14 protein-coding genes are annotated in these 14,227 nt (G+C 73.6%); 12 read left to right on the top strand and 2 right to left on the bottom strand.

Features of this window, described 5'->3' with window-relative positions; translation table 11 throughout:
- The 9 genes from rpmE to LG395_RS38915 form a co-directional block, all read left to right on the top strand.
- Positions 1–136 (top strand): 50S ribosomal protein L31 (gene rpmE / locus LG395_RS38950; RefSeq protein ID WP_225814047.1); only part of this gene is annotated, 136 nt, incomplete at its 5' end.
- Positions 137–375: 239 nt separating this feature from the next.
- Positions 376–711, top strand: a complete 336-nt coding sequence (locus LG395_RS41375) for an SH3-like domain-containing protein (RefSeq protein WP_308071486.1) — start codon at positions 376–378, stop codon at positions 709–711.
- Positions 708–1,016 carry an SH3-like domain-containing protein gene (locus tag LG395_RS41370; RefSeq protein ID WP_308071485.1) on the top strand — a complete coding sequence of 103 codons (309 nt, stop codon included), beginning with the start codon at positions 708–710 and terminating at the stop codon, positions 1,014–1,016. Before LG395_RS41375 ends, LG395_RS41370 begins: the two co-directional genes overlap by 4 nt.
- A 4-nt stretch (positions 1,017–1,020) precedes the next feature.
- Complete coding sequence (nthA, locus tag LG395_RS38940; RefSeq protein ID WP_225814037.1) at positions 1,021–1,701, top strand: nitrile hydratase subunit alpha; 681 nt, start codon at positions 1,021–1,023, stop codon at positions 1,699–1,701.
- Positions 1,698–2,615 carry an MIP/aquaporin family protein gene (locus tag LG395_RS38935; RefSeq protein WP_225814035.1) on the top strand — a complete coding sequence of 306 codons (918 nt, stop codon included), beginning with the start codon at positions 1,698–1,700 and terminating at the stop codon, positions 2,613–2,615. Before nthA ends, LG395_RS38935 begins: the two co-directional genes overlap by 4 nt.
- Positions 2,616–2,619: 4 nt before the next feature.
- Complete coding sequence (locus LG395_RS38930) at positions 2,620–3,009, top strand: hypothetical protein (protein ID WP_225814033.1); 390 nt, start codon at positions 2,620–2,622, stop codon at positions 3,007–3,009.
- Positions 2,996–4,111: a HoxN/HupN/NixA family nickel/cobalt transporter gene (locus tag LG395_RS38925; RefSeq protein WP_225814024.1), complete on the top strand. Its 1,116-nt coding sequence runs from the start codon at positions 2,996–2,998 to the stop codon at positions 4,109–4,111. Before LG395_RS38930 ends, LG395_RS38925 begins: the two co-directional genes overlap by 14 nt.
- 341 nt (positions 4,112–4,452) lie before the next feature.
- Positions 4,453–5,175 (top strand): dienelactone hydrolase family protein, encoded by a 723-nt coding sequence (locus LG395_RS38920; protein WP_225814022.1) that lies wholly within the window; start codon positions 4,453–4,455, stop codon positions 5,173–5,175.
- Between the two features lie 363 nt (positions 5,176–5,538).
- Positions 5,539–6,396, top strand: a complete 858-nt coding sequence (locus tag LG395_RS38915; protein ID WP_225814020.1) for a GNAT family N-acetyltransferase — start codon at positions 5,539–5,541, stop codon at positions 6,394–6,396.
- A gap of 57 nt (positions 6,397–6,453) precedes the next feature.
- On the opposite strand, the gene LG395_RS38910 is transcribed toward LG395_RS38915, so the two are convergent.
- Entirely contained in the window at positions 6,454–7,089 is a 636-nt protein-coding gene (locus LG395_RS38910; protein ID WP_225814018.1) for a TetR/AcrR family transcriptional regulator, read from the bottom strand.
- A 120-nt stretch (positions 7,090–7,209) separates the two neighbouring features.
- Positions 7,210–8,454, bottom strand: coding sequence for a cytochrome P450 family protein (locus tag LG395_RS38905; protein WP_225814016.1), 1,245 nt, complete (start codon positions 8,452–8,454; stop codon positions 7,210–7,212).
- A gap of 915 nt (positions 8,455–9,369) precedes the next feature.
- Between LG395_RS38905 and LG395_RS38900 the strand changes: the two genes are divergently transcribed.
- The 3 genes from LG395_RS38900 to LG395_RS38890 all read left to right on the top strand — a co-directional run bounded on the left by LG395_RS38900 (position 9,370) and on the right by LG395_RS38890 (position 14,174).
- Positions 9,370–12,252: an AfsR/SARP family transcriptional regulator gene (locus tag LG395_RS38900; RefSeq protein ID WP_225814014.1), complete on the top strand. Its 2,883-nt coding sequence runs from the start codon at positions 9,370–9,372 to the stop codon at positions 12,250–12,252.
- Positions 12,253–12,352: 100 nt separating this feature from the next.
- Positions 12,353–13,189: an alpha/beta fold hydrolase gene (locus tag LG395_RS38895; RefSeq protein ID WP_225814012.1), complete on the top strand. Its 837-nt coding sequence runs from the start codon at positions 12,353–12,355 to the stop codon at positions 13,187–13,189.
- Positions 13,190–13,433: 244 nt separating this feature from the next.
- Positions 13,434–14,174 carry a helix-turn-helix transcriptional regulator gene (locus LG395_RS38890; protein WP_225814010.1) on the top strand — a complete coding sequence of 247 codons (741 nt, stop codon included), beginning with the start codon at positions 13,434–13,436 and terminating at the stop codon, positions 14,172–14,174.
- The last annotated feature ends 53 nt before the right edge of the window (positions 14,175–14,227 follow it).

Below are 14,227 nucleotides of genomic sequence, written 5' to 3'. Positions count from 1 at the left end.
CTACCCGGTCGTCGACGTCGAGATCTCCTCGGCGAGCCACCCGTTCTACACCGGCACCTCGCGCGTCGTGGACACCGCCGGACGGGTGGAACGCTTCCAGCGCCGCTACGGCCGCACCACCGCCGACCGCCACTGACGGCACAACCCCCGGCACCACTGACGTCACTGCCGCCACGCCTCCACGGCCCGGCACCGCACCCGCGGTGCCGGGCCGTTCCCGTACCCGGGCACACCCGCCCGCACGGAGGCGTCAGTCGTTTGACCGATGCCTCGGGCCGGGCCGCCACCGCAAGCTCGCTCCCAGGTGTTTGTAACGGACACGTGAAACGGGGCCCGTACCGGGGTCCCCGCACGTGTGAACGTCGAAGGAGAGCAGTGGCCACCAAACGAGACATGGTCGTGCGCCCCGCGCACGACCTCGGCGGACTGCCGGCCGGGCCGGTCGTCCCGTCGGACCACGAGATGACCCCCTTCGAGAAGAGCTGCCACGCGCTGCTCAACGTCCTCGCCGAGCACAAGCTCGTCAACACGGAGGAGAAGCGCCGCGGGGTGGAAGACCTCGGTGCGCAGATCATCGGCGAACTCACCTACTACGAGAGGTGGGCCGTCTCGGCGTCCAGGGTGCTGATCGAGAAGGGCGTCATCACCTCGGAGGAACTGGGCGCCAGGATGAACGAGATCCGGGCCCGGCTCACGGAGGCCGCAGCGTGAGCACCCGCTTCGTAGAAGGCCAGAGGGTGCGCATCGCCGACCGCGACGCCCCCGGACATGTGCGGACCCCGGTCTACGTCCGCGGCAAGGAGGGCCGGATCGAGCGCGTCCTGCCCCGCTTCCTCAATCCCGAGCGGGAGGCGTACGGCGTCAACGAGGGCACCGACGTGCGGCTGTACCGGGTCCGCATCGAGCAGTCCGCCCTCTGGCCCGACTACGACGGACCGGCGGACGACGTCCTCGAACTGGAGATCTACGAGCACTGGCTGGAGCCGGCCGACCACTCCCCCACCGAAGGAGCCTGACCCCGTGACGACCACGCACGACCCCGCACACGGCACCGTCGACCACGGCGACCACACGCACGGCGGCACCGGCGGCGCCGACCCGCACGCGCCCATCGAGAACACCGCCGGCGAACCGGACTACTTCGACGTCCTGCAGCAGGCCATCCGCGAACTGCTCGTGGAGAAGGGCCTGATCTCCGCCGACGAGGTACGCGCCATGGTGGAGACGCTCGACGCGCACCGGCCCGCGCTCGGTTCGGCGCTGGTCGCCCGGGCGTGGACCGACCCGGCCTTCAAGGAGCGCCTCCTCGCCGACGGCACGGCCGCCATCGAGGAGTTCGGCATCGACAACTACGACGGCACCAAGCTGATCGTGCTGGAGCAGACGCCCGAGGTCCACAACCTCGTCGTGTGCACACTGTGTTCCTGCTACCCGCGCCCGGTCCTGGGCCTGCCGCCGGACTGGTACAAGAGCCGCCCCTACCGCGCCCGTGCGGTGCGCGAACCCCGCGCCCTGCTCAAGGAGTTCGGCACCGAGGTGCCGGACGGCGTGACCATCCGCGTCCACGACAGCAACGCGAACATGCGCTACCTGGTGCTGCCGATGCGTCCCGCCGGCACCGAGGACATGAGCGAGCCGGAACTCGCCGCCCTCGTCACCCGGGACACCATGATCGGCGTCACCACGCCCCGGCTGCCGTGACCGGGGCCCTGCCACGGCCGGGCACGGCCGCGGACACTCCGCTCGCGGACGCCGTGCCCGGCGGCGGACCGCACGAGCCCCCGCAGGGCCCGGGGGCACAGGCGGCCGGCGCGCGGTGGGTCGTGCTCGGCCGTCCGGTGTCGTCGTACCTCGCGGAGGCGCTGGGCTCGGCCTGGCTGGTCCTGGCCGCCCTCACCGCGGTCTCCTTCACGATGAGGGCGGACGGGAGGTACCTGTCCTCCTGGCCGCTCACCGCGCGCCTGGCCGTCGTGGGACTGTCGGTCGGCGCCGGCGTCGCGGTGTTCTCCCTCACCCCGCCGGGCAAGGAGTCCGGCGCCCACCTCAACCCGGCGATCAGCCTCTTCATGACCCTCCGGGGCGTGCTGGGCCTCGCCGATCTGGTCGCCTACAGCGTCTTCCAACTGGGCGGTTCGGTCCTCGGGGTGCTCGCCGCGCGCGGGATCTGGGGCGAGAGGGTCACCGCGGTCCACGACGGGCTGATCCAGCCCGGTCCCGGCTGGGACGGTCCCGTCGTCGTGGTGCTCGGCGAGTCGCTGAGCACCGCCGTCCTGCTCGGGGTGCTGGCGGCCATGACGGCCAGGCCCCGGCCGCGTTCGACGCCGTGGGTGGTCGGCGCCGTCGTCTGGGCGCTGATCACCACGACCGGCGCCCGGACGGGTGCGAGCTTCAATCCGGCGCGCAACTTCGGACCGCACGTCGTCTCCGGTGACTACCACCTGTTCTGGGCCTACATGGCGGCGCCCCTGGCCGGAGCCCTGGTGGCCGCGGCGGCGCTGGCCCTGTTCGGACCGGGCACCGCCTGGACCGGCAAGGTGTGCTGTGAGCGCGACGTCCACCTCTACCACCAGTTCCGGCCGCGTCCGCGGCGCCGTCTCCCCTCTACCCTCCGGTGATCCCATGCCCCACCCCCTCAACGGCGCGGACGGCGACAGCCTGCGCCGACAGGCACGCTCCGTCGTCGCCGCGCTCGGCCTCGAAGGCACCGGACTGGCGCCCGACCTGGTCCTCTCCTTGCTGCGCGCGGGATTCGGCGTACAGAGCGACGCGATGACCGGAGGCGTGGAGATCCGCGCCTGCCCGGCGCACTACGGCCCCGGGTCCCTCCTGGTCAGCTGGGCCCCGCACGAGGCGGCGTACACACCTCTCGACCCGCGTGTCACCCGGGTGGAGGGCATCATGACCGACGCTCTGCTGGACACCGTGCGGGCGCTGGGGTTCGGTGCGGAACGCCTCGGCGTGTCCTACTCGGTGCGGGTGATGCCCGGGAGTTCCGATGCTCCGGGCTGACACGACGGGCAGGTTCGTCAGGGAGCACCGGAGCACGGTCGTCCTGCTCTCGGTCATCGCCGTCACCACCGTGTGCGCGTTCACGGTGCTCGCCTGTGCGGTGTCCGCGCACCGGTTCACGGTCGGTACGCAGGTGTTCGGCACCGGGCTGGGCGTCACGGCGTACGTGCTCGGCGCCCGGCACGCCTTCGACGCCGACCACATCGCCGCGATCGACAACACCACCCGCCGGTTCCTGGCCGAGGGGCGGCCGTCGGCCGACCTGGGCTTCTGGTTCGCCCTGGGGCACTCCTCGGTCGTCGTCGTACTGAGCCTGCTGACAGCCGTCGGAGCCCGTCTGGCGACCCGGCTGACCGACGACTCGTCCACCGTCCACCGCGTCCTGTCCGTACTCGGCACGTCCGTCTCCGGGGTGTTCCTGTGCCTGGTGGGCGTGCTCAACCTGCTGGCGCTGCGCCGCATCGCCGCCGTGTACCGGTCGGCGCGGCGAGGGGCCTACGACGAGGAGCGGCTGGACCGGGTCCTCGCGGAGCGGGGGCTGTTCTCCCGTCTGCTGCGCCGTCTCACCTCGTCGACGACACGTCCCTGGCACATGTTCCCCCTCGGTCTGCTCTTCGGCCTCGGCTTCGACACCGCCACGGAGGTCTCCCTGCTCGTCCTCTCCGCCGCCGGTGCCACGTCGGGCGTCCCGTGGTACGCGCTGATGCTGCTGCCGCTGCTCTTCACCTGCGGCATGAGTCTCTTCGACACCCTCGACGGGGCCTTCATGTCCGCCGCGTACCGGTGGGCGTTCGTCCATCCGCTGCGGCGCATCCACTACAACCTCACCACCACCGGGCTGTCGGCCGCGGCGGCGCTGCTGGTCGGGGGGGTGAACCTGATGACGTTGCTGCGCGACAGGGTGCCCGCGGTGGCACGGGCCGTGCCCTGGCCGGCCGGCGCCGGCCTCGACGGGGTCGGCTATCTGATCGGCGGTCTCTTCCTCGCCGCCTGGATCGGCTCGTTCCTGCACTGGAAGGTCGCGGGCCGGGCCGGCCGGGCGTTGCCTGACAGGTCACCGGATGCGGGCCGGGAGGGCAGGTCGGCCGCGTCGGTCTTGTGAGCCGGTGCCGGCCGCTGCCACGCTCGTCGGGCCGGTCCGGGCGTGCCCCGCCGTGGGCCGGCGGGCGAAGTGGCCGGTCCGGCGTGTCCCCGGATGCCGGACCGGCCACCCGCGGCGCTCCGTGTCCGAGGTCGCCGGCCCGGCAAGCCGAGCGCCGCGGGCCACCCGTGAAAACCCGTTGGCAGTCCCCGGAGAGCGTTGCTAGGCTCCGCGAGGCCGTGCGAGAGAGCGAGGAGGTGGTACCCGTGAACGTATCGACATGGGTGCTCCCCTCCGGGGTCACGGTCGGGCGATAGGTCGCCCGGGAGCGCCGTCCGAGCGCACTCCCGAAAGGCACGACCGTGCACTTCACTTCCGAACGGCTCCTCGAAGACGGCGTCCTCGAGCGCGAGTTCCTCCTCGGTGAGATCCCGGGGACCCTGTGGACGCCCCCGTCCGCGCCGGCGCCGCTGGTGCTGATGGCCCACAACAACGGCCTGCCCAAGGCGGACCCCCGGCTGGTGGCCAGGGCCCGGTACACCGCCGCGCGCGGCTACACGGTGGCCACCATCGACGCCGCCGGGTGCGGTGACCGTCCCCGCTCCGCCGCCGCGGAGCGCGCCCGTGCCGACCTCCGGCGGGCGATGCGGGCCGGCGAGCCGGTCGACGAGATCTTCGAGTCCCTCATCGGCCCGCTGGTCGACAACGCGGTCCCGGAGTGGCGGACCACTCTGGACGCCCTGCTCGAACTGCCCGGGATCGGCGGCCCGGTCGGGTACTCGGGGGGCTGGACCGCCCTCGGCATCCGGCTGGCGGTGGCCGAGCCGCGCATCGCTGCCGCCGGTTTCTTCGCCGGGGGGTACGTGCCGCGTGCCCAGCGGGAGGAGGCCCGGCAGGTCACCGTTCCGCTGCTGTTCCTGCTCCAGTGGGACGACGAAGGCAACCCCCGGCAGCGGGCCCTGGACCTGTTCGACGCCTTCGGCAGCGAGCAGAAGACGCTGCACGCCAACCTGGGCGGACACACCGGCACCCCGTGGTTCGAGCTGGAGGACGGCTGCCGGTTCTTCGACCGGCACCTGAAGTGAGCCGGCGCCGTCCGGGGGGGTGGCGGCTTGCTTCACCCCTGGTCACTCGCGGTTCGGTGCCTCGCGCGACCGCCCTGCTCCGGCGTACGGCGTCCGGCGGCTGTGGTGTGAGCGTTCGGGCCTTTCCCTCGGGAGTCCGACGGTCTCGTGCGGCGGCACGACGGCGGGCATCGACCGGGGACCACTCGGCATCATCGCAAGGGAGCCCGCGGCCGTGCCGGCCGGCCGGGGCTCCCCCGGCACCAGGGAGGAGTCACGCCTGGGGCTCCCGGTCCTTCCCGGGACGTGTGCGCCGACGTCCGCCGTGACAGCGGAGCCGGCCGGCGGCGGCGTGTGATCAGAACGTGAGAGGGAGAGACAGTCATGAGGACCACCCTGCCGATCGGCCTGGGCGAGCGGACCGAGATCGAGGCATACGCGGACTTCGTCACCGGCGCACCGCCGTCCGTGCGCGACGCGCTGGGCATCGGCTCCCGGCGGTTCGGCTCGGCGCTCGCGGTGACGGTCCGGCAGAGCCGGAGCCGCTTCTTCGACCGGGCCGGCGGGTTCGGTGCGGAGCAGCCGGTCACTGCGCGGAGCGTCGCGGAGGTGTGCGACTACTACCGTGAACGGGGCATCGCCCAGGGCTCGTTGATGATCGCGCCGGCACTCCTGCCACGGGACTGGGCCGCGACCGCCGCACGGCTCGGCCTCACCGAGGGGAACCGTCTGGTCAAGCTGGGGTGCGACACGGCAAGCGCGCTGGCCGCGACCGACGGCGGCGCGGCGCTCGCACCGGGTCTGCGCGTCGGCCCGGTCCGGCCCGACCAGGCGCACGAGTGGGCCACGGTCATGATGACCACCTTCGGTTTCACCGAGCCGGCCGCCCTGACCGACATGGCCGCGTCGTGCGTCGGCAGGCCCGGCTGGCGGCAGTACGCCGTGTGGGAGGGCGAGCGGATCATCGCGGTCGCGAGCGTCTTCCTGAACGGTGACTGCGCCGACATGTTCGGCGCCGCGACCCTGCCGGAAGGGCGCCGTCGCGGCGCCCAGTCCGCACTGCTCACCGCACGCGTCCGGGCCGCCCGGGAGGCGGGCTGCCGATGGCTCGTCGCCGAGACCGGCGCGGAAGGCCCCGGCGACCACAACACGTCCCTGCACAACATGCTGCGCGCCGGTTTCCAGCGGCTGTACGAGCGGGTCACCTGGGTCTGGCACGCCCAGGCAGCCCCGGTCGCGTGACGTACGGGACGGCTCCGGCACACGCGTCCGTGGCCGCCCCGGTCGCCGTGCCGGACGTCACCGTCCCCGGCCCTGCCCGGCGGGTGCCTCCTCGGCGCCCGCGTCCTGGTGGAGCAGGGCTTCGAGGGAGGCGGTGAGGTCCGCGGTGAGTTGTTCCGCGCTCATCTGCGCCAGCGCCCCGGCGCGTACGACGTACCGGCTGAACGTGACGCCGACGAGCAGGGCCGCGACGAACGGCAGCCGGTGCCGCAGGTCGTGCTCGTCCAGGAGCCGGCGGTACACCTCGTCGGTGCGTTCCTGCATCGCCACGTACAGGGCGGCGGCACTGCCGGTGTCGTCGGCGGCGCTGCGCAGCAGTGCCACGAAGGTGTCGTTGCCGTCGGCGCTCTCCATGCGGTGGACGTAGCCGCGGGCGATACGCGCCGGGAGCGGCTCCCGGGTGTCCTCGGCCAGGGCGTCGACGTCCCGGGTGCCCGGGACGGCCGCCAGGAACAGGCTTTCCTTGCTGCCGAAGTGGCGCAGCACCGAACCGTGGGTGACGCCGGCGCGCCGGGCGATGTCCCGCAGGGTGGCCCGGTGGTAGCCGCGCTCGGCGAAGGCCTGTGAGGCGGCCTCCAGGATGGCGCGGCGGTGCAGTTCCGGGTTGCGCGTACGGCGGGGCGGCGCGGGCGGGTCGGTGTCGGGTGCGGGCATGGGCCGAGCCTATCGTCGCGGTCGCCGCCGGCCGCTCCCCCGCTTGGTCGGTGCGGTTCCGCGAGGGTCCCGAGGCGGGCGAGCGGTCCGCTGCCGGCCAACCCTCCCCCCGGGCATCCGTCATCCGGCCGAAGCGCCGCGGTCCGTCCGCCCCGGCCCGCCCGCCGTGCGCACGGGGAGCGCGAGCAGGCCACGCGAGCGCATCGACGGGCGCCGGCGCAGCTCCCGCGGGGGGACGGCGAGCGCGAGGCCGGGGAAGCGGTCGAAGAGCGCGGTCAGCGCGATGCCCGTCTCCATCCGGGCCAGCGGGGCGCCGAGGCAGTAGTGGATGCCGTGCCCCAGCGCCAGGTGCCCGGTGGCGTCCCGCCCGAGGTCCAGCCGGTCGGGGTCGGTGAAGCGGCGCGGGTCGCGGTGCGCGGCGGCGAGCGAGAGCAGGACCGTCTCACCCTTGGGGACGGTGACCCCGGCGATGACGACGTCCTCGGTGGGGAACCGGCGGATCGCCAGCGGTACCGGACCGTCGTAGCGCGCCAGTTCCTCGACCGCCCGGTCCAGCAGGCCCGCGTCGGCCCGCAGCGCCGCCAGCTGGCCGGGGTGGGCGAGCAGTGCAGCGACCGCGTTGCCGATCAGGTGCACCGTGTTCTCGTACCCCGCGACGAGGATGAGGAAGGCCAGCGACATCAGCTCGTCCTCGCTGAGCCGGTCCTCCCGGTCGCGCACGGCGATCAGGGCGGACAGCAGGTCGTCCGCCGGACGGGCACGCTTGTCGGCGATCAGCCGGGTGAAGAAGGACAGCAGCCGGGCGACCGCCTCCCTCGCCCGTTCCGGACGCGCCGGGTCCGGCGCGACCAGGGCGTCGGTCCAGGCACGGAAGTCGGGGCGCTGGGCCTGGGGCACGCCGAGGAGGTCGCAGATGACGATGATCGGCAGCGGAGCGGCGTAGGAGGGGATGAGGTCGGCCTCGTCCTGCCCCGCCAGGGAGTCGAGCAGCCCGTCCGCTGTGCGCCGCACCTGTCCCCGGAGTGCTTCGACGTGCCGGGGGGTGAAGACCTTGGACACCATGCGCCGGATCCGTGTGTGGTCCGGCGGATCCATGTTGAGGAGGTTGGCGTCCAGCGCGGGCGGCAGGGCCATGCCCCGGTAACCGCCCGGCGTCGCGTTGCGCTTGTCCAGGGACAGCCGGGGATCGGCGAGCGCCTGACGGACGTCGTCGTACCGCGTGACCAGCCACGCGGGAAGGCCGTCCGTGCCGGTGATCCGGTGGACCGGCCCCTCCTCGCGCAGCCGGCCGTAGACGGCGTAGGGGTCCCGGAACAGCTCACCGGGGTCAACGACGGGCACCGGGGCGGAAGTTGGGTTGCTCACCGGGACAGCTAAGCAGATCGGTGACGCGCTTGCCGGACACCCCGCGGGCCGGTGGTGGAACGGTCCCGGAAGGGCCGCGGAGACCCGGGCACCCTGCCGGCGGTGAGGCAGGGGCAGCCGGGGTCCCGGCCGCCCCTGCCGGCCACTGCCCCGCCGTGGCGGCCGGACGTCCTGGGCAGCGGCCCTCGCCCCTTGGGCGCCATCGGCGCTCCAGGAGGCGGTTCGGCCCCGACGGCAGCGCCACCGTCGGGCCGTGCACGGATCCCCCACGGATCCGGTGCGTGCGCAGTCTCGCCGCTCGCGGTGCGGGCACTCGGCCTCCGGGAGACCGCTCCGCCCGATCGTGCAGCGTTGCGGCCCTGTCGCGCACCCCGCGTGCCGACCCGGCCGAGGCAGCCTCACGCGAGTCGGGCCGGACGCCGACCCGTGTGCGGTCCGGGCGATATGAGCCGAAGCAGCAGGCGAGACTGGTTTGACAGATTGAAAATGACCGACCATATTGAAGTGGTGCGCCGCACACACGGCGTCCATCGACGGGGCCTGGGAAGTGCCGTGACCAAGCGGCCCGGCCAGGCTCGGCGCATGGATCCGGCAGCCGGGAGATCCAGCGGACGGCCGGAACCGTCGACATGCCCCCGAAACCGTCGGTGCCGGCCACGCGGCGGCGAGTCCGCCTCGTGACGGTGGGGAGAGGCCGTGACGATGCGGAGAGGTCCATGACCGAGCCCATGCCGCCGATCCCCACAGAGCCCCTGAGCCCGTACGCGCCGGACCCCGCACCGCCGGCCTCGTGGCCGGGTCGTGCGCCTTCCGCCGACACGTCGCACCCCTGCCGTCCGCACGACCCCTTCGACGTACGACCCGCACGACCCCTTCGCCGTACGACCCGCACGAGCCGCCGAGGAGAGACGCACGATGACGAGGTTGCCGCGCGAGTCGGCCGATCGGACCGTCCGGTTCTCCGTCCTCGGACCGGTGCGGGTCTGGCGGGACGGCGGCGAGCTGCCGCTCGGCCCCAAGCAGCAGCGGCTCATCCTCGCCGTGCTCCTGGCGCGTGCCGGGCGGCCCGTCCCGATGCACGAGTTCATCGACCTGCTGTGGGACGGTGATCCGCCGTCGAGCGCGACCAACGCGGTGCACCGGTACGTCGGAGCACTGCGCCGGCTCCTGGAACCGGACCTGCCCGCCAGGTCGCCCGGGCGGTGGCTCGCCCGGCAGGCGGGCGGGTACCTGCTGCGCGCCGACGCCGACTGCCTCGACCTGCTGCGCTTCCGGGCCCTGGTCGATCAGGCGCGGCAGGCGGAAGCGGCGGGCGACCCGACGGGCTCCGTAGGCCTGTTCACCACCGCCCTGGACCTCTGGCAGGGGCGGTGCGCCGCGGATCTGGAACCGGTCGGCGGCGGCCACCCCGCCTTCACCATGCTGGAGCACGAATACGTGTCGGTGGTGTGCGAGGCGGCGGACACGGCCCTGCGCTGCCGTCGCGCCGAGGCGGTGCTGCTGCCGCTGCGGCAGGCGGCGCAGCGCCATCCGCTGGACGAGGCGCTGCTGGCGCGCCTGCTGCCGGCGCTGGCCTCGGACGGCAAGCAGGCCGAGGCCCTGGCGCTGTACGAGGAGATCCGGCTGCGGTTGACGGAGGAACTGAGTGTGGACCCCGGCGCCGAGCTGAGGGCCGCGCACGAGCGCATCCTCCGGCACCGTCTCGACGCCGGCACGCCCGCGGAGGCGGAGGAGGACACGGGAACCGCCTGCTGCGGCCCACCGGTCCCGGCCGGTTCAGGACCGTCCCCCGCGCCATCGGGGCGAGCGGCGCGGCCGGCCCAGTTGCCTCCCGGGCTGCCGGGATTCACCGGGCGTGAGGACGCGCTCGCACAGGCCCGGACCCTGGCCGCGCGGGGCGGGGGTGCCCTGCGAGTGCTGGCCGTGGACGGCATCCCCGGCATCGGCAAGACCGCCCTGGCCGTGCACTTCGCCCACCAGGTCGCCCGCGACTTCCCCGACGGACAGCTCTACGCCGACCTGCGCGGCTTCGCCCCCGACGGCAACCCCACCGAACCCGCCGACATCCTCCAGGGCTTCCTCGACGCCCTCGGCGTCGCCCCCCAGCGCATCCCCGCCCGCTCTGACACCCGCTCAGCGCTCTACCGCAGCGTGCTGGCCGACCGGCGCGTCCTCGTCGTCCTCGACAACGCACGCGACCTCGCCCAGATCAGACCCCTGCTGCCCGGCACCGGCAACTGCATGGTCATCGTCACCAGCCGCACCCGCCTGACCGCACTGGCCGCCGCCCACGGAGCACAGCTGCTCACCCTCGACGTCCCCTCCGCCGCCGAAGCGACCAGCATCTTCCTCGAACGCGTCCGCACCAGCCGCCCCGACGCCACCCCGCACGAGATCCGCCCGCTCGTCGAACGCTGCAGTCGCCTCCCCCTCGCCGTCGCCATCGTCGCCGCCCGGGCCACCGCCCACCCCGAGCGCACCCTCCAGGACATCGAGCACGAACTGTCCACCACCGACCACGACCTGGACGGCTTCAGCGACGACAACCTCGACAACGACGTGCGAGGCGTCTTCTCCTGGTCCTACCGCACACTCGGCCCCCAGGCCGCGCGCCTCTTCCGGCTCCTCCCCCTGCACCCCGGCCCCGACGTCACCGCCGCCGCACTCGCCGGCATGGCCGGCATCACCCCGCGGGAAGCGGTCCAGGCCGTGGGCGAACTCGTACGGGCCAGACTGCTGACCGTGCGGGCACGCGACCGGTACCGGGCCCACGAGCTGGTCCTCGCGTACGCCGCCGAACTGGCCGCCCCGTACGAGCGGGACCGTCCGGCCGTCCGCTCCCGCATGTACGACCACTACCGCCAGACCGCGCACGCCGCGAACCTCCTGCTGCGGCCCGGACCCCAGCCGGCCGCCCCCGCGGCGCCCCTGCCGTCCGTGACCCCGGAGCCGCTGACGGACACCGGCGCGGCGACGGCCTGGTACACACGGGAACGGGCGGTGCTGCGTGCGGTGGACACCGCCGCCGCGCACGGCGACGGCCGGACGCCGTGGGAACTCGCCGTGACCTTGCGCATGTGTCAGCAGCGCATGGGGTGGTGGCACGACTGGGCCGTCACCATGCGGGCCGCCCCGGGAGCGGCGTGCGAGGCCGAGGACGTGGCGGGCATGGCGCGGACCCACCACGGCCTGGCCGGCGCCCTGCACCACCTCGGTGATCCGCCCGCCGCGCTGCACCACCTGCCACAGGCACGCCGCCACTTCGAACAGGGGCACTCCAAGGCCGGTCTGGCACACGTCCTGCGGAACGTCGGGGTCGTGCACCTCACCCGGGGGACAACGTTCGTGCCTTGCGCCCGCTGGAAGCGGCCCTGGAACGTGGCGGAGGAGCTGATGGCGCTCGGCGACGTACGGCTCGACGCCCAGGACGTGGCGGGAGCCCGGCGCGCCTGGACCGACGCCCTCAGGAGCCTGGACGATCCCGACCTGCCGCCGGCGGCCCAGGCCAGGGGGGAAACCGGCCCGGCTGGAGACCGTCACGCGGTAGCGGGGGGCGCCTTCGGTGAGCTCGGCGGCCAGCCGCGGGGCGCCGGCGGCCAGCTCGGCGGCCGTATCGGTCATTTGACTACCCGGAGGTTTCCCGGCCGTGCGAGGGCCGCCGCCGACCGCCCCGGTGAGCCCTCGACGGGCCCGGGTCCGTCCTCGTCGGAGTCGGACACCGGGGGCGCCGCTAAGGGCGGACCAGGTGTGCCGGCCTGCCACGCGGGCCGCGATGTGGCCCCGAGGTCCAGGAGTTAAGTCGTTAGACGGATTCGGCCGGGTCCACTGTCGGGAGACGGTGGCTGCGTCGCCCGGCGGTGCGGTTCCCCGCACCGCCCCACACCCGAAAGGCCCCACCATGCCCTACATCACCGTCGGCCAGGAGAACACCACCGACATCGACCTCTACTACGAGGACCACGGCACCGGACGACCCGTCGTCCTCATCCACGGCTACCCCCTCGACGGCCACTCCTGGGAGAAGCAGACCACCGCCCTCCTCGAAGCCGGCTACCGCGTCATCACCTACGACCGCCGCGGCTTCGGCCAGTCCAGCCAGCCCACCACCGGCTACGACTACGACACCTTCGCCGCCGACCTCAACACCCTCGTCGAGACCCTCGACCTCCACGGCGCCACCCTCGTCGGCTTCTCCATGGGCACCGGCGAAGTCGCCCGCTACCTGGCCACCTACGGCTCCGCCCGCATCGCCAAGGCCGCCTTCCTCGCCTCCCTCGAACCCTTCCTCCTCAAGTCCGACGACAACCCCGCCGGCGCCGGCGACCAGGCCTTCTTCCAGGGCGTCTCCGACACCGCCAGGAACGACCGCTACGCCTACTACACCACCTTCTACAACGACTTCTACAACTTGGCCGACAACCTCGGCACCCGCATCAGCGAAGAAGCAGTCCGCAACAGCTGGAACGTCGCCACCCGCGGCGGCGCCCACGCCGCCTGGGCCGCGCCCCTCACCTGGCCCACCGACTTCCGCAACGACATCCCCAAGATCGACGTCCCCGCCCTCATCCTCCACGGCACCGCCGACAACGTCCTCCCCATCGACTCCACCGCCCGCCCGTTCCACAAGGCCCTCCCCCACGCCGACTACGTCGAGATCGACGGAGCCCCCCACGGCCTGCTCTGGACCCACGCCGAGGAAGTCAACGACGCCCTCCTCGCCTTCCTCGCCAAGTAGTCCCCGCCGCTGCCACGGTGGCCCACTCCGCGATCCGGCGGTGCGGGCCACCCGGGCACACCGACGAGTCCCGCTGCGAGGGACTCCCCGCCCTCCTGGTCGTGCGGTCCGGCCGGCGGCCCGGCGGCCCGGGTGCCATCCGGCCAGGGACGGTGGCCTCCCATCCGAACAAGGTGTTCCCGCGGCCGGGCATCGGCTCCCGGCGGGAACCCGATCGCGCAGTGCAGGAACTCGGTGATCACACATGACACGAAGTGCCGTCGAGGTACCGGTGCGGGAGCGTCCGGGTCCGGCCGGCCGGTTCCGTCTGACGTCCGTGCCGGACGCGCCGGCGGCGGGGGCCCTCGAAGGGGCCGAGGAGCCGGACGCCAGGCCGGTGACGCTCACCGTGACGGCGAGCGACGTGCTCACGGAGGAGGGCGCGCAGGCCTACCTCCGAGCGGCGTCGGGTGTGCGCGTGGTGCCGTGGGAGGACCGGCACGGCGCGGACGTGGCGCTGGTGCTGGCGCACAAGGTCTCCCTGGCGACCCTCACACGTGTCGAGGAGGTCACCGGGTCGGACAAGGGGCGGGGACTGCCGGTGCTGCTGGTGGTGGACTCGATCAGCGAGCGGCACCTGTGGTACGCGGTCGACCGCGGTGTGGTGGGTGTGCTGCTGCGCGGCGAGGTCGGTTACGCCGACATCGTGCGGGCGAGCCGCAGGGCGCTGCGGGGGGAGTCGCCGCTGCCGCCCACCCTGGTGCGGGCCCTGGTCGAGCGCCTGCGCTCGCTGCCCGGGCACCCGCCGGGCTCGTCCGACCTGTCCGCCCGGGAGGTGGACGTCCTGCGGCTGCTGGCCGAGGGGTTGAGCACCGCGGAGGTGGCCGGACGCCTCAACTACTCGGAACGCACGATCAAGAACGTGCTGCACGACGTCATCACCCGGCTGGGCCTGCGCAACCGGACGCAGGCGGTGGCCCACGCCATCCGCAACGGCGCGCTGTGAGCGCCGGACCGCGGACGGATGGCCGTCGGGGCCGACGACACCTTGTGCGGTCC

Origin of the sequence: Streptomyces spinosus (assembly GCF_020400655.1) — a bacterium.
GTDB lineage: Bacteria > Actinomycetota > Actinomycetes > Streptomycetales > Streptomycetaceae > Streptomyces > Streptomyces argyrophylli.
This window is presented reverse-complemented; position numbering and strand designations above follow the sequence as displayed.